At 69.3% G+C, this 18,135-nt stretch carries 13 protein-coding genes and 1 pseudogene; 6 read left to right on the top strand and 8 right to left on the bottom strand.

All coding sequences use genetic code 11. The annotated features are described in order from the left end of the window. The 4 genes and pseudogenes from ABZV40_RS08610 to rho form a co-directional block, all read left to right on the top strand. Entirely contained in the window at positions 1-1,602 is a 1,602-nt protein-coding gene (locus ABZV40_RS08610) for a 5-guanidino-2-oxopentanoate decarboxylase (protein WP_355437602.1), read from the top strand. Positions 1,603-1,610: 8 nt separating this feature from the next. After that, positions 1,611-2,201: a hypothetical protein gene (locus tag ABZV40_RS08615; protein ID WP_355437604.1), complete on the top strand. Its 591-nt coding sequence runs from the start codon at positions 1,611-1,613 to the stop codon at positions 2,199-2,201. Positions 2,202-2,247: 46 nt separating this feature from the next. Continuing rightward, positions 2,248-2,811: a DUF4360 domain-containing protein gene (locus ABZV40_RS08620; protein WP_355437606.1), complete on the top strand. Its 564-nt coding sequence runs from the start codon at positions 2,248-2,250 to the stop codon at positions 2,809-2,811. A 256-nt stretch (positions 2,812-3,067) separates the two neighbouring features. Further along, positions 3,068-4,084, top strand: a pseudogene (gene rho, locus ABZV40_RS08625) (transcription termination factor Rho); the annotation flags it as partial. Here the strand turns inward: rho and ABZV40_RS08630 are convergent. Next, the gene (locus tag ABZV40_RS08630) at positions 4,065-5,561 is read right to left on the bottom strand and encodes an APC family permease (RefSeq protein WP_355437608.1); all 1,497 of its coding nucleotides are present in this window, start codon (positions 5,559-5,561) and stop codon (positions 4,065-4,067) included. The pseudogene rho and the gene ABZV40_RS08630 sit on opposite strands and share 20 nt — an antisense overlap. 91 nt (positions 5,562-5,652) lie before the next feature. Between ABZV40_RS08630 and ABZV40_RS08635 the strand changes: the two genes are divergently transcribed. After that, complete coding sequence (locus tag ABZV40_RS08635; protein WP_355437610.1) at positions 5,653-6,783, top strand: Glu/Leu/Phe/Val dehydrogenase dimerization domain-containing protein; 1,131 nt, start codon at positions 5,653-5,655, stop codon at positions 6,781-6,783. Positions 6,784-6,788: 5 nt separating this feature from the next. On the opposite strand, the gene ABZV40_RS08640 is transcribed toward ABZV40_RS08635, so the two are convergent. From ABZV40_RS08640 to ABZV40_RS08650, 3 genes are all read right to left on the bottom strand, one after another. Continuing rightward, positions 6,789-10,772, bottom strand: a complete 3,984-nt coding sequence (locus tag ABZV40_RS08640; protein ID WP_355437612.1) for an amino acid adenylation domain-containing protein — start codon at positions 10,770-10,772, stop codon at positions 6,789-6,791. Next, positions 10,769-11,257, bottom strand: coding sequence for an SET domain-containing protein-lysine N-methyltransferase (locus tag ABZV40_RS08645; RefSeq protein WP_355437614.1), 489 nt, complete (start codon positions 11,255-11,257; stop codon positions 10,769-10,771). Before ABZV40_RS08645 ends, ABZV40_RS08640 begins: the two co-directional genes overlap by 4 nt. Before the next feature lie 126 nt (positions 11,258-11,383). Then, positions 11,384-12,910, bottom strand: a complete 1,527-nt coding sequence (locus ABZV40_RS08650; RefSeq protein WP_355437616.1) for a PucR family transcriptional regulator ligand-binding domain-containing protein — start codon at positions 12,908-12,910, stop codon at positions 11,384-11,386. 228 nt (positions 12,911-13,138) lie between these two features. Between ABZV40_RS08650 and ABZV40_RS08655 the strand changes: the two genes are divergently transcribed. Continuing rightward, a complete protein-coding gene (locus ABZV40_RS08655; protein WP_355437618.1) occupies positions 13,139-13,741 on the top strand; it encodes a DUF1062 domain-containing protein in 603 nt (200 codons plus the stop codon). Here the strand turns inward: ABZV40_RS08655 and ABZV40_RS08660 are convergent. From ABZV40_RS08660 to ABZV40_RS08675, 4 genes are all read right to left on the bottom strand, one after another. Continuing rightward, entirely contained in the window at positions 13,684-14,241 is a 558-nt protein-coding gene (locus tag ABZV40_RS08660; RefSeq protein WP_355437619.1) for an EF-hand domain-containing protein, read from the bottom strand. The two genes, ABZV40_RS08655 and ABZV40_RS08660, sit on opposite strands and share 58 nt — an antisense overlap. Before the next feature lie 18 nt (positions 14,242-14,259). Beyond that, a complete protein-coding gene (locus tag ABZV40_RS08665) occupies positions 14,260-16,638 on the bottom strand; it encodes an excinuclease ABC subunit UvrA (protein ID WP_355437621.1) in 2,379 nt (792 codons plus the stop codon). 155 nt (positions 16,639-16,793) lie between these two features. Further along, positions 16,794-17,510, bottom strand: coding sequence for a GNAT family N-acetyltransferase (locus tag ABZV40_RS08670; RefSeq protein ID WP_355437623.1), 717 nt, complete (start codon positions 17,508-17,510; stop codon positions 16,794-16,796). Between the two features lies 1 nt (position 17,511). Beyond that, a complete protein-coding gene (locus ABZV40_RS08675; RefSeq protein WP_355437625.1) occupies positions 17,512-18,066 on the bottom strand; it encodes an EF-hand domain-containing protein in 555 nt (184 codons plus the stop codon). Positions 18,067-18,135: the final 69 nt, after the last annotated feature.

Consider the following 18,135-nt stretch of genomic DNA (forward strand, 5'->3'; position numbering starts at 1 on the left):
ATGACCGTTCCTCGCATCAGCGGGGGTGACGCGCTCGTGCGCGCACTCGTCGCGCACGGCACCGAGCTGGTGTTCGGCATCCCCGGCACCCACAACCTCGGTATCTACCGCCACCTCGCCGAGCACGACATCAGGCACGTGACGCCCCGCCACGAGCAGGGCGCCGGTTTCGCCGCCGACGGCTACGCCCGCGTGACCGGCAAGGTCGGCGTCTGCCTCACCACGAGCGGCCCGGCCGTGCTCAACGCGCTCACCGCGGTGACCCAGTCGTACTCCGACTCCGTACCGGTCCTGCTCATCTCGCCGGGCATGCCCCTGCGCCACCCCGGCCGGGGCAACGGCACCCTCCACGAGGTCAGGCACCAAAGCGCCGCACTGGAAGCCGCGATCGGCTACTCGAACCGAGTCCACAGCGTCGCCGAAATCCCGCTGGCCGTGGCCCAGGCGTTCGCGCACATGACGTCCGGCCGCCCCCGCCCCGCCCACCTGGAGATCCCGCTGGACCTCCTCGACGCCGTGGACAGGATCAGCGAGGTGGCCCCGGTCCTGGTGGCGCACCCACCGGCCGACGCCGTCACCATCGCCGCGGCGGCCGGCCGCCTCAACGCGGCGGAAAAGCCGGGCCTGATCGTCGGCGGCGGCGCGAAGGGCGCGGCCGAGGAGATCACCACCCTCGCCGAACGCCTCGGCGCCCCGGTCGTCACCACCGCGAACGGCAAAGGCACCTTCCCCGAACACCACCCGCTCTCCATCGGCGCGGGCCTGCACCACAAAGCCGTGGCCGAGTTCGTCGCCGAATGCGACGCCGTCATCGCCATCGGCACCGAACTGGCCTCCACCGACCTCTGGAACGGCCCGCTGAGGTTCACCGGCGACCTGATCCGCATCGACGTCGACCCGGCCCAGATGATCACCAACGCCCTCCCGGACTACCGCCTCGTCGGTGACGCCCAAGCCACCGTCGCCGCCCTGAACCAACGCCTGGGCAAGGCCAGAACCACGCAGGAGCCCGCAAAACGCGCCGAACGCCGGCAAAAGCTCTTCCGCAAACACGCACGCGCCCAAGGCGCCGCATGGCTCCCACTCGTGGAAGCCATGCAGGAAGTCCTCGCCCCCGGCGCCATCGTCGCCGCCGACAGCGCAATGGCCTGCTACTACGGCACTTTGTCCAACCTCCGGCTGGACCGCCCGGCGAGCTTCCTGTACCCCACGGGCTTCGGCACCCTCGGCTACGGCCTGCCGGCCGCCATCGGCGCGAAAATGGGCGCCCCCGACCGTCAGGTGGTGGCCCTGCACGGCGACGGCGGCGTGATGTTCACCCTCCCCGAACTCGCCACCGCGGCCCAGGAACGCCTGCCGCTCCCCGTGATCATCTGCGACAACGGCGGCTACGGCGAGATCCGCCGCGAGATGGCGGATCGCAGCGACCCCGTGCACGGCGTGAACCTGCCCGGCGTCGACTTCGCCAAGGTGGCCGAGGGCCTCAACTGCCACGGACTCACCGTGGATGACCAGGACAGGTTCGCCGCGGCCCTGGGCAAGGCCTTCACCGCCGACCGCCCGACGGTGATCCACGTGGTGGGGGACCTGGCGGGCGGATAATGGGCGGTGTGAGTGACATCGTCCGGTTCGAGATCGCGCCCGAGCGGTATCGGGACTTCCAGCTGCGCGTGCACGTCAACGACGTCGAGATCACCTCGGCGGGCGCGGGCATCGGGCGGGATCCGCACCACCTGCTGCTGCCGGACAACCTGCTCGTCGCGACCGAGGAGCCGCGGGAGGTCGTGATCGCGACGTGCGAGTGTGGCGAGTACGGCTGCGGCCGCACGGACGTGACGATCGTGCGCGAGGCGGACATCGTGCGCTGGAAGTGGTTGTACGAGAAGCCGATGAAGGACGACGCCGTGTTCGACGCGGAGGCGTACGACCGCGAGGTCGAGCGGATCGGCGGCGACTTCTCGTGGGAGACGCCCGACCGGACCGCGGCACGGCTGGTGTTCGCCGGACTGGCCGGGCGGAAGGTCGTGTGGGCCGGTGCCGACTGGGAGCACCCGGAACGGTTTCAGGTCTGCGTGGAGAACGCTCACGGCCGAGAGGTCGTCGAGCACTTCCACCGGGAAGGGCGCAGTCCGGAGGAACTGGCGCGTGCGGTGGTCGAGAAGATCGGCCGGGAAGACCGAGGCGCTGAGCCGTTCGCGTGATTGCGGGGCCCGATAGGTTCTCCTGCAGCGATGTGAGGAGGCCTCGATGTTGGCTGTGGTGGCACTGTTGGCCGCTTCCCTCGTGCCGCCTCCCGGCCCGGTCACGATCACCGTGGAGAGCACGACCGGCCCAGGCTGCCCGGCCGGCACGACCACCGTCGCCATGTCCCTGGACAACGAGGCCTTCACCATCAACTACAGCGACTTCCTGGTGCAGGGCAACGGCAGTGAGGCCAAGAAGAGCTGCACGATCACCCTCCGCCTCAACCACGCGGCCGGGTACACGTACGGCATCGCGGCGACCGACTACCGCGGGTTCGCGAACCTGGCGGACAAGAACAAGGGTGTCGTGCGCAACGACTACCACTTCCCGGGGTTCCCGACGCGGCACAGTTCGCGGACGTTCCAGGGGCCGATGAGCGACAACTGGCAGGTCACCGACACGCCGGACGGGGTTGTGCGCGGGCCGTGCAAGGACCGCAAGCCGTTGACGATCGAGACCGAGCTGAAGGTCAACGGCAAGGGGAACACCAGCTTCATGACCATGGACTCGACGGACAGCAGCGTGAGCACCACCTACCGGCTCTCGTGGCAGAAGTGCGCGGAATAACAAGCGCGCCGTTGACGTTGTCTGCTACAGTCCGCTTGTAACGGCAGTGCGCACAAGGTGCACGTAAGTTCCGATCAGCTGCTGGACCATCTCAGCTCCGCAGCGAACGCCCCCGGCTTCTGACGGCTGGCGGACCCACACCAGATGCCTTGAAAACAGCATCTGCAAGCGCTCTCCTCCGACGCACGGCACGTGCGCGGAGTCGATGAAGCGCATCTCACTCAACCCTCCTGAAAGGACAGACCCGATGCACATCGGTGTACTCGACATACGCAACCACAAGGCTTTTCTCGTTGACGGTCCGCAGGTGCCGCAGAGTCTCGTCAAGCAGCACGACCTGCGCCGCGGCGACCAGATCAGCGGGGAGGCGCAGGACGGCAAGCTCGTCGGCGTCGACACCGTGAACGGGCGCAAGCCGCACCGCAGGCCCAGGTTCGAGGACCTGACGCCGCTCTACCCCAACGAGCGCCTCCGGCTCGAACACGACCCCGACGAGCTGACCAGCCGCGCGATCGACCTGGTCATGCCGGTCGGCAAGGGGCAGCGGGCGCTCGTCGTCGCGCCTCCCAAGGCCGGCAAGACGATCGTGCTGCAGCAGATCGCGCAGGCCATCGCCAAGAACAACCCCGAGGTCCACCTGATCGTCACGCTCGTCGGCGAACGGCCGGAGGAGGTCACGGACATGCGGACCACCATCCCGGGCGAGATGTTCACCTCGACGTTCGACGAGCACCCGAAGGAACACATCGCCACGGCCGAGCTCGCGGTCGAACGGGCCAAGCGGCTCGTCGAGGACGGGCAGGACGTCGTGATCCTGCTCGACTCGCTCACGCGTCTCGGGCGTGCCTACAACCTCGCCGCGCCCAACGGCGGGCGCATCCTGAGCGGTGGTGTCGACTCGACCGCGCTCACGCCGCCGAAGAAGTTCCTCGGTGCCGCGAGGAACATCGAGGAAGGCGGCAGTCTCACCATCTTCGCCACCGCGCTCGTCGAGACCGGGTCGCTGGCCGACACGGTGATCTTCGAGGAGCTCAAGAGCACCGGCAACGCCGAGCTCAAGCTCGACCGCAAGGCCGCCCAGAAGAGGATCTACCCGGCGATCGACCTGCACCAGTCCAGCACCCGCAAGGCGGAACTGCTGGTCTCACCACAAGAACTCGCCATCACCGACGCGGTGCGCCGGGCCATGGCGGACCGCGAGATCGACGTGCTTCTCGAAGGACTGCGCAAGACCCGGAGCAACGCCGAGTTCCTCATGCAGATGGCGAGATGAAGTCCCGCCGCAGCTCCCGGTCCAGCGCACGCGTAGGCGCGCCCAGCGCGTAGAACAGCAACCCGACGCCGATCACGATCAGCAACGGCACCACCTGCGACAGCGTGTAGGCCGTCCGCTCACCCTCGAACGCCGACGGCAGTGTCACCGGCCAGATCAGCACGATTACGGTGAAGGCCACCAGCCCGGTCGTCAGAACCGTTGTCAGCACGGCGAAAGGCGCGCGAAACGGCCGGGAGACCTCCGGCAGGCGGCGGCGCAGCACGAGCATCGACGGGAACGTCAGCAGGTAGCTGATGAACGTCGTCGAGATCACCAGCGCGAGTCCGGCGGTGAAGTACTTCTCCGAGTCGCCGTCCGTCAGGTTCAACGCCGTCACCAGCACGACGGTCGCGATCAGTCCGGAAAGGACGTTCACCCGCAGCGGCGTGCCCAGGCGTGGGGAAAACCGCCCCAGGTAAGCGGGTCCGGCACCGTCGGCACACGCCACGGCCTGCGCCCGGTGCGCGCCGATCTCCCACGAGACACCGGAGGTCAGCACCCCGATGATCAACCCGGCCGCGCACACCGACCCGAGCACGGCACCCGCGCCGGTCAGCGTCACGGTCCCGTCGGGAGCCACCGAGCCGCCGTACACGGTCAGCACCTGCTTGGCGGCGTCGATGAACCCGCCCAGTCCCTGGATCCGTGAGGACGGAACCACCAGCAGGATCCCGAGAATCGGACCGCCGTACAGCAGGAACGACGCGACGCCCGCCCGCAGGATCGCGAACGGCACGGTCTTCTGCGGGTCCTTCATCTCCTCCGTCGCTGCCGAGGGCAGCTCGAAGCCGACGTAGTTGAAGATCAGCACGGGCACCAGCGCTACGAAACCGGTCCACGTGGGTACGAAGTCCTTGCCGGACAACGGTTGCACGCCGTTCTTCACCGCGTACACCACGACGGAGATCGTGAAGAAGCCCAGCAGCACGATCCGCGCGAACGCGCCCGCGATGGGCACCCACTTGCCGATCCGCAACGACGCCGCGACCGTGAGAACACCGGTCCAGATGAACGCCAGGCCCGCGACGTGCTTGCCGGCCAGGCCCAGCGGCAGGAAGAACTTCTCGAACGTGGTCAGCGCGATGATCGCCAGCGTGCCGCCGTTCCACAACGGGTTGGACAGCCAGTAGAGCACCTGGTTGACGCCTGCGGCGAGCCGCCCGAACGCGAGCTTGGTCCACACGTACGGGCCGCCCTCGACGGGGAACGCCGTGCCGAGCTCGGTGGTCAGGAACCCGTACGGCAGGAAGAACACCACCGCGAGGATCACCATCCAGACGAGGCCCTGCGGGCCGTTGGCGGCGACGCTGCCGATGGTGTCCAGGCCGACGAGGGTGCAGAGCAGGTAGAACGTCACGTCCACGCGGCGCAGCGACGTGCGCAGGTGGGTGCGTTCGCTGAGCCAATTGCCGCTGAGAGGCTGTACCTCGCTCACGGGCCCTCCAGATGGTTAACTGATCCGTCAGTCAGTTATTTGGACGGACCATGTGACCGCGGTCATAGGCTTCAGTCAAGAGGTGTGTTCGATGAGTTATCTCCAGGTCGCGTGGACCGACCCGGCGACCCAGGCGCGTGGTTACCTCGTCATCGACCGGTTGGTGCGCGGGGTGAGCAGCGGCGGCCTGCGGATGCGCGCCGGCTGCACCCTCGACGAGGTGCGCGGGCTGGCCGAGGGCATGACGGCCAAGGAGGCGCTCAACTACGACCCCGAGGCGCGGTACGTGCCGCTCGGCGGTGCCAAGGGCGGCATCGACTTCGACCCGTACGACCCGCGCGCCGAAGAGGTCCTCACGGCCTACCTGTTCGCCATGAGGCCCTACATCGAGCGCTTCTGGACGATGGGGGAGGACCTCGGGCTGCGGCAGTCCACGATCGACACCGCCATCGAGAAGATCGGGCTGCAGTCGTCGATCCAGGCCGTCTACCCGCTGCTGGACGACGAGCAGAAGGCCCGCCGGCGCCTCGCGGACGCCTTCGCGGTCGACGTCGACGGCGTCAGCCTGGACGAGCTGGTCGGCGGTTACGGCGTGGCGGAGGCGGCACTCGCGGGCATCGAGCACCTCGGGCTCGGCGACCCGACGGCGCTGATCCAGGGCTTCGGCTCGATGGGTGGCGCCACGGCCCGCTACCTCGCCAAAGCGGGCGTCAGGGTCGTCGGGCTCGTCGATGTCAACGGTGTCATCGCCAACCCCGACGGCCTCGACGTGGAGTCCCTCCTGCTGTCCCGGGACGCGCAGGGCGGCATCGACCGCGACCGGCTGCGACCGGGCGACGTCGAGCTCGACCGCGAGAAGTGGCTCGACGTCGAGGCGGACGTCCTGGTCCCGGCCGCGACCAGCTACGCGATCAACGCCGAGAACGCGCACGCGGTGACGGCCAGGCTGATCGTCGAGGCCGCCAACATGCCGGTGACCGAAGAGGCGGAGGAGATGATCGACGCGCTGATCATCCCGGACGTCGTCGCGAACTCCGCCACGAACTCCTGGTGGTGGTGGACGCTGTTCGGTGACATCGAGGCCAGCGCGGAGTCGGCGTTCGCGAAGATCGGCGCGAACATGCGCCGCCTCGTCGGCCGGATCATCGACGCACCGTCGCCGCGGCAGGCCGCCGCGGAGATCGCGGCGGCCGCGGTGAAGGAGATCGAGCGCAGGTTCTGAGCGCGTCACGCCTGCGCCCTGGTGGGAGCACCTTCGTACCGGGTGTGCGGCAGCAGGTGCTCCTGCTTCATGATCACGCTGTGGGTCGCCGCATACGTCCCTTCACCGATGTTCGCGCCGTACAACGGAACCGTGCCGTGGGCCAGGGTGGAGTTCGCGCCCACCACGACCTTGTCCGTCTTCAGGACGCGGTCCTCGAAGGTGTGCGCCTGGAACATGGCGTTCACGGTGGCGCCGTCGTCGAACTGGAGCATGTCCGGGTCGACGACCTGGGCGAACCCGTCGCCGAGCACCACGCGCTTGCCGATCTTCATGCCCATCCGGCGCAGGTACACCGCGAGCAGCAGGGTGCCTTCGAGCGGGGCGAGCGTGCCGCTCGCGATGAAACCCCAGGCGACGTAGAGGAAGTCCCACCGGCTGCACCAGCACGACCACAGCGGGTGGATGCCGGGCTTCACCTTGCCCAGCAGGAACCACTTCATCGCCAGCACGATCAGGCCCGGCAGCAGCGCGACGCCCAGCGTCACCGCGGCGACGCCGACGGTCAGGAAGACGGTGGGCGGCAGGGTCTTCGCCGCGAACGCGATGCCCCAGAACCACGCGGTCGTGACCACCAGCGGGGCGACGGGCAGGGCGAACCGCAGCCATTCCCAGAACAGCCGGTTGATCCGCCGGATCAGCGAGGGTTCGTGGGTCAGCGACCGGTCGACCTCCACCACCTCGCGCTGCGGCAGCTCGAACGCCGGATGCCCGAACCACGAGCTGCCCTGCCGCACGACCTTGTCGTCGGCGACGGTGCTGATCCCGATCAGGATGTCGGACGGCAGCCGTTGCCCACCGGCGATGACCGCGTGGTTGCCGAAGAAGGTCCGCTCGCTGATGTGCAGCTCCGCCAGCGTGACCGCACCCCGCTGGATGCGCGGCCCGCCCAGGTAGATGCCGTCGGCGAAGAACGTGTCGGGTCCGATGTGGATCAGCTCGGGCACCACGTCGATGATCGTGCTGATCTCGCAGCCGCGGCCCACGTCCATGCCGGCCCAGCGCAGCCAGGTCGGCCAGTACAGGCCGCCGGACAGCCACTTGTTGGCGGAGTCGACCAGTCCGGCCTTCAACCAGACCCGGATGTACGCGGGACTCCAGCGGCTGATCACCTTCTCCGTCACCCGCCCCAGCGCCCGCGTGACCAGCGCCTCCAGCGCGACCGTCAGCATCAGACCCAGGCAGACCAGCCCCGCGACCACTCCGAGGACGGGCAGGTAGTTCAGCGGGTTCGTGAGCACGACGAGCAGCGAGTCGTACGTGAGCCGGAAGTAGAGGATGACGCCGATCGCCACCGCGGTGGCCGGCAGCGCCAGCACCCACGCGAGCAGCGTCCTGGACACCATCATCGCGATTCCGTGCAGCGTCGGGGAGAAGAGGCTGCCCTCCTGCACCGGTACCGGCGGTCGTGGCGCCGGTCCCACCGGCTGCGCCGGCACGCCGTTCCACATCTCACCGTCCGGGATGGACTTCCCGGCCGGCAGCGACGACAGCGCGCTGAGCCACGAGTCGCGTCCCATCCGGGAGCCGGGGCCGAGGCTGCCGCGGGTGTCCACGGTGGCCCCGTCGCCGATCCTGACCGGGCCGACGACGAGCTGGCCGTGCTCGAACTGGACCAGTCCGAGGTGCGCGTCCTGGCCGAGCGTCACGTCGTCGCCGATGTCCAGCAGGTCCCAGCCGCCCTGGGTCAGGTTGACACCGCGGTGGATGTGCACGCGCTGGCCGATCCTGGCGCCGAGCGCGCGCAACGCCATGCACTGGAACTCCGTTCCGGCGATGCTCTTCCACGGGATGACGCGCACGACGTTCTGCACGATCCACATCCGCACGCGGAGATCACCCCACGCGGGAGCGCGCGTGGGCTTGTACTGGCCGATCAGCATGCGTTTCATCTGCACGGCGATGAAGACGGCGATCGGCGTCCAGACCAGGCGCAGCGGAGCCAGGAGGAACGGCACGATCACCACGAGCGGCAGCAGGCCGATCAGGCCCGCCGCCCACGGCAGGAGCTCGAAGGCGACCAGGTAGCCGACGGGCGCGAGGATGAGCAGTTCCAGCAGCAGCCACCACGACTGCTCCATGGTCACCGAGGCGGCGTCGCGCGCGGAGGCCACCAGGGGTTCCGGCGCCGGCTCCTGCCGCGCCGGTGCCTGGCCGCCGGAACCGACGAGCTGCGCCAGCCCGTTGACGGTGCGCGCCTGGTAGACGTCGCGGACGGTGATGGCCGCGGTGATGGGGTTGGCCCGCAGCTTGGAGATGAGGATCGCCGCCTGCAGCGACGTGCCGCCGAGGTCGTCGAAGAAGTCGTCCTGCGCCGACAGGTTCTCGGTGGCCAGGTCGAAGACCTCGCAGATCGCGACGGCGATCGACATCTCGACCGGGTTCATCCGGCCGGTGTCACCGCGAGAGCGGCGGCGGCGCTCGGCCTGGGTGAGGACCGGCAGGTCGGCCCGGCGCAGCTTGCCACCCGCGCTGCGCGGCAGCTCGTCGATCAGTCCGAACACCGCGGGCACCATGTAGGACGGAAGTTCCGCCCGCAGCCTGCTTCGCAGGCTCTCCACGTGCGGCGGGCGATTCCGGTCCTCCACGATCAGGTGTGCCGCGATCGCCTGGGACGGGCCCTCGCCCTGCACGCAGCACGCCGCCTCGCGCACGCCGTCACAGCGGGCGAGGACGCTCTCGATCGCCTCCAGCTCGATCCGGTAGCCGCGGACCTTGACCTGGGAGTCGATCCGGCCGTGGTAGAAGAGCGTCCCGTCCGGCTCCGCGTGCACGAGGTCACCGGTGCGGTAGATCCGGCCGGCCTCCGGGTGGTCGGGGAACTTCTCGGCGGTCAGCTCCGGCTTGTTGAGGTAGCCGATCGCCAGGCCGACCCCCGACATGCACAGCTCGCCCCGCTGTCCGGGAGCGACCGGTCTGAGCTGCTCGTCGAGCACCCACGCCCGCGCGCCGGGCACCGGGCGGCCGATGGCGATCGGTTGTCCCGCCACGATGTCCTGGCGCAGGCAGGTGACCGTGCACTCGGTGGGGCCGTAGCCGTTGACCATCCGCCGGCCACGTGACCACAGCTCGGCGACGTCGTCGGGCAGCGCCTCACCGCCGACGTAGAGCAGCCGCAGGTCGGGCAGCGCGGTCTGCGGGTCGGGGCAGGCGGCCGCGCGCAACAGGGTCGGTGGTGGGCAGAACACGGTGACCCGCTCGTTGCGCAGCCACGGCACCACGTCGGGGCCGAGCCGGACCGTCTCGTCGTCCATCACCACCACGGTGGCGCCGGAGGCCAGGGCCATCCAGATCTCCTCGACCGAGGAGTCGTACGCGGCCGACGAGCCCTGGGCCACCCGGTCTCCAGGGCGGAGGCCGAACTCCATCAGGTCGGAACTGATCAGGTTGGCGATGCCGGCGTGCCCGACCATCACGCCCTTGGGCTTGCCGGTGGTACCCGAGGTGTAGATCAGGTAGGCCAGGCCGTCGGGCCCCGGCGGGGCGTCGACGACGGGCGCCTTCGACATCGGGCTGTCGGTCCTGATCACGGCACCGCGGAAGCCGACCCGCGCCGCCCGCTCGGCCCCCTCCGCGTTGGTGACGAGCACCTGGGAACCGGAGTCGGTGAGGATGTGCCGGACCTGGTCGTCCGGGAACGCCGGGTCCAGGCACACGTGCGCGGACTTCGCCCTCAGCACGGCGAGCTGCGTCACGTAAAGCGCGACGGACGTGCGGGGCAGCATGATCGAGATGACGCGCCCGTGCCCGACCATCCGCTCGAAGGCCCCTGCCACGGCACTGGACTTCTGCTGCAGCTCCGCGTACGTGAGCCGGCTGCGTTGCGGACGCCCACTGGCAGGTGGGACGTCCACAGCGATGGCATCCGGCCACTGGCTGGCTGCACTGTCGAAGAAGTCGACCAGTGAGACCGTCGGGGTCCGTACGGTGGCCGGGGCGGTGGCCGTCACCGCGTTTCCGCGGAGAGGTGGGCGGCGAGCCACGGCCGCAGCCTCTGCCGCTCCTCACCGGACAGGTGCCGGAAGCCCTGGACAGTGCCGGTGCACGCCTCGCTGCCGCACCGGCAGGCGAACGGCTCGGCCATGTCGAATTCTGTGGTGTTGTAGTTGAATGTGATGTCCTGTCCGAATTCGACTGGTTTCAGGCTGATCACCGCGCGTCCCCGGACGAAAACCGTCGGGTCGCAGCTGTGGTTCATGAAGCGCCAGTAGAAACGGTCGAGGATTGCCTCGAAGTCGTATTCGGCGGGAACGTCCACGTGGGTCTCGCGGCCGACCTGCACGGTGTAGCGGGTCGGGGTGGTCGTCAGCTCGCCCTCGACGGTGAACAGCAGCTCTCCCTCCGCGATCGGGCGGTTCGCCACCAGCCGGTACTCACCGTCAGCGCGGACGACGGCTACCGCGCTCTGCACACTGACGCGCTCTTCTACAATCACGTGGACTCCCGGATCGTTGATTTCCGCCTGGCTCTACCCGGGTAGTACGGAGTGGAGTCGCTAAAGGTTCACCCGCGCGAAGCGATTGACAATCCGGTGGAATTTCGTATTCGGATGGACATTGTGTCAAGGATGCCCGATTGCGTCGTGGGCGCAGAGGGCCGCGTGCAGCGACGCCCGCACCCGAGGCGAGTCGAGGTCGGCGTCGAGCAGCTGGCCGACCCGCTTCAGCCGGTCGTACAGCGCCTGTCTGGACAGGTTCGTCGCCGCGGCCGCGTCCGTCTTGTTGCCGCCGCTGTCCACATAGGACCGCAGGGTGGCGATCAGGTCGGCGTGTCCCGGCCGGAGCAGCGGGCCCAGCTCCCGTTCGACGTGAGCCTGTACGCGCGGGTCGTCGCGAAGGAGGTACATCAGCCCGTGCAGCCCGAGGTCGCGCAGCTTCACGTACGGCGCGTCCCAGCGGCCACCGCTCGCGGCCGCGGCCACCTGTTGTGCCTCCACCAGCGCCTTGCGCGCGTCCTTCACCGATGTCACCGGCTCGCTGGCCGCGACGATCACCGGGGCCCGTCGCCGCACCGCCTCCGCCAGCCGCACCAGAAGTCCGTGCACGTCGTCGTCCGGTCGCAGGGCCAGCAGCACACCGAGTGAACCGTCGTCGAGGACCGCGTGCAGGCACGCCAGGTCCCGGAGGAGGTCGCCGGCCCGGTCGCCCAGGCCGCGGATCACCACGGCCACCAGCACCGACTCGTCGAGCGGCACCCCCAGCGCCCGTGCGCGGGCGGCGAACTCCGCGGACAGCAGGTCGCCCGTGAGCAGCGACGTCAACAGCGCCTGCTGGGCCCGCGACCGCGAGTCCTCGTCCTTGTGCGCCAGCAGGTCCAGCGCGATCACACCGGCGGCCCGCTCGGCGAGGACCACGTGCGCGGTACCCGGTTCGGGGCACCTGACCAGCAGCCGGCCCCATTCGACCGCTCCGGCGCCGACACCGGTGACGAGCCAGCCCGTGCTGTCCCAACCGGTCTGGCCACTCACGGCGATCTGCCGGGACCTCAGCTCCCAGCCGGCGATCAGGCCGGGGTCCGCGTCCGCCGGTGCGAACGCGATGACCTGATGAGCGGTGTTCTCCAGCACCACCGGGCACCTGGCCATGGCCGCCGCGTGCGACACCACGGTCAGCGCGCCGGCACCGGCCCGCGCGAGCTCGGTGAAACGCCGGTGGATCTCCTCGCACCGGCGTGACTCGGCGAGCCGGCCTTCCGCCACGAGCGCGAGCACGGCCTCGGTCACCCCGGGCACCTGGATCTCACGCTGCAACCGCACCAACGGCAGTTCCAGCCGCTGCGCCGCGTGCACCACCGCTTCCGGCAGCACGGTCGCGCACCCGATCACGACGCCCGCGACGCCGGTCGCGGCCACGTCTTCGAGCCACCGCACACCGTCCGGCGGCAGAGCGCCGTCCACGACGAGCAGGAGCTCTCCGGACCGCGGCCGGTCGGCCACGTGCATCCAGCGCACGGTCCGGCCGAGGTTCCGCGCGCCGGCCAGCACCGCCGGCTCTCCCCGCCGTACGCCCTCCAGGTCGAGGACTTGCTGGATGCTGGGCAGCGTTGCCAAGCCGGATCTCCCGGTGCTCTGCAGGTCGAAAACGATCACCCTGCTCCGCGCGCTCCCGGCACACCATCCGCCGACCGGAGGGGCCACCCCCGCCACCTGTCGTGGTCCGGTCACCCGATCCGTTCGAAAAATGCGTTGCACGGCGACTTGACGGGTGGCCATTGTGACGATCATGTGGTCCTGACCCGGTGAGCAGCTCACCCGCACCCGTGTGGACGGTGCGGGTTCTTCCGCACGCCTCTGACTCCTGGGGAATCACCGAACCACATGAGCTCTCTTCGTCATGCCGAGAACAAGTCGCTCTGGGTCGTCCGCGAGCTCGGACTGCCCGCCATCGTCAGGACCTGCGTCTCCTGCCGGACCGACCGCCACCACGCGACCGGCAAGATCCGCGTCAACGCCAACGGCAAGCAGCTCGACGTCTGGCTGCTGGTCGGCTGCGCGCGGTGCGACCGCACGTCGAAAATCCCCGTCCACGAACGGGTTCACGTGTCCGCGCTCGACCACGACCGGCTGGTGCGGTTCGAGCACAACGACCCGGCTGTCGTGCGCGAGCTGGTGCACGCCCAGCCCCGGCTCGACTGGACCGGCACGTGGGAGCTGGAGACCGACCTGTCGTTCTACGACGTCGAGAAGGCCGACCAGCCGCTGGACGTCTTCGTCCGGTTCGAGCTGCCGGCGCCGATCAGGGTCGAGAAGCTGCTCACCGAGGGGTTCGGCCTGAGCCGGCCGGCGGTGAAACGCCTGGTCGACTCTGGCCGGATCCGCCTGCCGCTGGCACCGGACGCCAGGGCCCGCGCGGACTTCACGTTTCAGTCCAGCGGCCCGAACAGCCACGCGCCCGGACCGTCCGGGTCCTCGGAGAAGTAGTAGGCCCGGATCGCGGCGAGCAGGTCGTCGGTGCTCACCAGACCGTCGCCGTCGTGGTCGAGCCGGGCGTGCACCGCGCGTGCGTCGGTGGAGCGCAGGTTCACCAGCGCCTCGCTCCACCGCACGTACTCGTCCACGCCGAGGTGGCCGTCGCCGTCGTGGTCGGCGACGGCCACCAGCGCGTCGAGGAACGGCAGGTAGTTGTCGTCGAACGACTCCGGCCGCCCGATCAGCCGCCGCGCGAACGCCGTCTTGTACTCGGTGAGGCTGATCCGGTCGTCGTCGTTGGTGTCGGTCACGGCGACGAGGTGGTCCCACACGCCCAGCTGCTGCTCGTGGAACCGCTTCGCCCGCAGGTCGTCGTCGCTCAGCCCGAACGCCGCGGTGGTGCGCGCACCGGCCTGCTCGAAGTCCGACCGCTCGACGTACCCGTCCCGGTCGACGTCGTAGGTCTCGAACCTGCGGGTGAGCTTGCGGTCCAGGAACGCCGTGATCTCCATGCCCTACTTGGTACCCGGTCAGCGCTTCCGGCGGCGCGCCGGGGCACCCACGTAGTCGGCCAGGTGCTCGCCGGTCAGCGTGGACCGGTCCGCCACCAGGTCGGCCGGCGTGCCCTCGAACACGATCTTGCCGCCGTCGTGACCGGCACCGGGACCGAGGTCGATGATCCAGTCGGCGTGCGCCATCACGGCCTGGTGGTGCTCGATCACGATCACCGACTTGCCCGCGTCGACCAGCCGGTCCAGCAGGCCGAGCAGCTGTTCGACGTCGGCCAGGTGCAGGCCGGTCGTGGGCTCGTCGAGGACGTAGATGCCGCCCTTGTCCGCCATGTGCGTGGCGAGCTTCAGCCGTTGCCGCTCGCCACCGGACAAGGTGGTCAGCGGCTGTCCCAGCGAGAGGTAGCCGAGACCGACGTCGGCCAGCCGCGCCAGGATCGCGTGCGCGGCCGGGGTCTTGGCCTCGCCGGAGCCGAAGAACTCGACCGCCTCGGCCACCGGCATCGCCAGCACCTCGGCGATGTCCTTGCCGCCGAACTTGAACTCCAGCACGGCCTGGTCGAACCGCTTGCCCTCGCAGACGTCGCACGGTGACTCGATGGTCGCCATGATGCCGAGGTCGGTGAACACCACGCCCGCGCCGTTGCAGTTCGGGCACGCGCCCTCGGAGTTCGCGCTGAACAGGGCGGGTTTCACGCCGTTGGCCTTGGCGAACGCCTTGCGGATCGGCTCCAGCAGGCCGGTGTAGGTCGCGGGGTTGGACCGCCGCGATCCCTTGATCGGCGTCTGGTCGACCACGATCGCGCCGGAGTCCTTCGGCATCGACTGGTGGATCAGCGACGACTTGCCGGAACCGGCCACACCCGTGACCACCGTCAGCACGCCGAGCGGGATGTCGACGTCGACGTCGCGCAGGTTGTTCTTGTTGGCACCGCGGATCTCCAGCACTCCGGTGCGGGAGCGCACCGACGGCTTGAGCGCCGCCCGGTCGTCCAGGTGACGCCCGGTCACCGTGCCGCTCTTGCGCAGCCCCTCGAGCGACCCCTCGAAGCAGATCGTGCCGCCGCCCCGGCCCGCACCGGGACCGAGGTCGACGATGTGGTCGGCGATCGCGATGGTCTCCGGCTTGTGCTCGACGACCAGGACCGTGTTCCCCTTGTCCCGCAAGCGCAGCAGCAGGTTGTTCATCCGCTCGATGTCGTGCGGGTGCAGCCCGATCGTGGGCTCGTCGAACACGTACGTCACGTCGGTCAGCGCCGACCCGAGGTGCCGGATCATCTTCACCCGCTGCGCCTCACCGCCCGACAGCGTCCCGGCAGGACGGTTCAGCGACAGGTAGCCCAGGCCGATCTCCACGAACGAGTCCAGCGTGTGCGCGAGCTTGTCCAGCAGCGGCGCGACGGACTTCTCCTTCAGGCCGCGGATCCACTCGGCGAGATCGGTGATCTGCATGTCGCACAGGTCCGAGATGGACACACCCTTGATCTTGGACGACCTGGCGGCCTCGGTGAGCCGCGTGCCGTCGCAGTCGGGGCAGGTGCCGAACGTCGCCGCGCGGTCCACGAACGCGCGGATGTGCGGCTGCAGCGCCTCGCGGTCCTTGGACAGCATGGACTTCTGCAGCTTCGGGATCAGGCCCTCGTAGGTCAGGTTGATGCCGTTGACCTTGATCTTGACCGGGTCCCGGTAGAGGAAGTCGTGCAGTTCCTTCTTGGTGTACTTGCGGATCGGCTTGTTCGGGTCGATGAACCCGGACTGCGCGAACGTCTGCACGGTCCACTGGTTGTCGACGTTGTAGCCGGGCACCTTGATCGCGCCCTCGAGGATCGACTTGGACTCGTCGTAGACCTCGGTGAGGTCGATGTCGGAGACCTGGCCGCGGCCCTCGCACCGGGGGCACATGCCGCCCGTGATCGAGAACTCGCGGCGCTCCTTGACCTTCTGGCCGGCCTTCTCGATCGTCACGGCACCCGCGCCGGAGATCGAGGCGACGTTGAACGAGAACGCCTGCGGCCCACCGATGTGCGGGGTGCCGAGACGGCTGAACAGGATCCGCAGCATCGCGTTCACGTCGGTCGCGGTGCCGACGGTCGAGCGCGGGTCGGCGCCCATCCGCTGCTGGTCGACCAGGATCGCCGTGGTGATGCCCTCCAGCAGGTACACCTCGGGACGCGGCAGGGTCGGCATGAAACCCTGGACGAACGCGCTGTAGGTCTCGTTGATCAGGCGCTGCGACTCCGCGGCGATCGTGCCGAACACCAGCGAGCTCTTGCCGGAACCGGACACGCCGGTGAAGACCGTCAGGCGGCGCTTCGGGATCTCGACGTCGACGTCGCGCAGGTTGTTCACCCGCGCGCCCTGCACGCGGATCAGATCGTGGGTGTCGGCCTCATGCGTCATGGCGCAAAACCTAACTCCGCACCCCCGGTCCCGCCTTCTCGATTCCTGATCGGTTGCGGACGCCGAACCTGCGCGGCGTGCAAGTTCGGGATGAAGGGTCCCTTCATCGACCCCACGTGGATGAAGGAGCCCTTCATCATGATCAACCCAGGGGGTCAGCCCCGGATGCGGTAGTGGTACGTGCAGACCTCGCGGAACCCCGTGCGCTCGTACAGCCGGAACGCCGCCGTGTTCGTCTTCTCCATCTGCAGGTACATGTGGTTCGCCTCGCGCGCGGCCGCCCACGAGGCGAGTGCGGCGAGCACGGACCGTGCGGCGCCCTGTCCCCGTGCGTGCGGCAACGTCGCCATCCCGAACACCCCGGCCCAGCCCTGCTCGGCCACCGCCCGCCCGACGGCCACCACCTGCCCGTCGACCTCGGCGTACGCGTAGGCGCTCGGGTGCTCGACCCGGCTGAGCAGGTCGCGTTCGGCGCTGACGTCCCTCTTGGTCACCGTCTGCCACGCCGCGAGCCACGCGTCGGTCGGCCTGGTCGTCACCGCGCCCGCGTCGGCGTGGGCGTGCCGCAGCACCTCCGACGTCGAGGCGATCTGCAGCGACATGGCGCGCCCGCGCTCGTAGCCGCGTCCGTCGAGCCGCGCGTCGAGGTCTTCCGCGCACACCCCCGGCGTGATCTGGAACCGCACCCCGGAGCCGCGTTCGGCGCAGAACTCCTCGGCGAGCGCGACCCGGTCCTCGCGGTCGTGCGGCAGCACCGCGCTCACCCACCAGGCGTCGCCGGGGGAGTGCCGCAACCACCAGCCGCCGGCCTCCTCGACGTGCGCGGCCGGCTGGGCGCGTGCCGCGTACTCCTGCAGTGTCCTGAGCAGCACGTCAGTCCAACGACCCGAGCAGCCAGTTGCCGGCCTTCGCCGGGTCCTCGGAGAAGTAGAACTCCCGGATCGCCTCCAGCAACGCCTCCGTGGACATCAGTCCGTCCTCGCCGGACAGCATGTCGTGGATCACGCGCGCATCGCTCTCCGACAGGTTCAACAGCGCGCCCGTCCAGGTGATGTGCTCCTCTACGGTCAGCTTCCCGTCGCCGTCGGAGTCCGCGATCGCCATCGCCGCGTCCAGGAACGGCCCGTACCCCTCCTCGAACGACTCGGGTGTCTTCAGCAGCCCGTCCGCGAACGCCTGCTGGTACTCCCGCAGGCTGATGCGCCCGTCGTGGTCCCGGCCGGTGACGGAAGAAAGCTGCTCCCAGTGCTCGATCAACGTGTCGTGGAACCGGACGGCCTTGGGGGCGTCGGCGGCCAACCCGAACGCCTTGATGGTGCGCTCGGCCGCCTGTGTGAAGTCATCGCGCCCGATGAACCCGTCGCCGTCGCAGTCGTACGTCCGGAACCGGCGAGCCAGCTTGCGATCCAGGAAGGCGGTGATCTCCATGTGGTCCTTCTACCGCATTCCGGGCCGCTGGAACACGCCTGACTTCACAATGTCAAAGCATCGTTTCCC

Source organism: Lentzea sp. NPDC004782 (genome assembly GCF_040609115.1).
GTDB lineage: Bacteria > Actinomycetota > Actinomycetes > Mycobacteriales > Pseudonocardiaceae > Lentzea.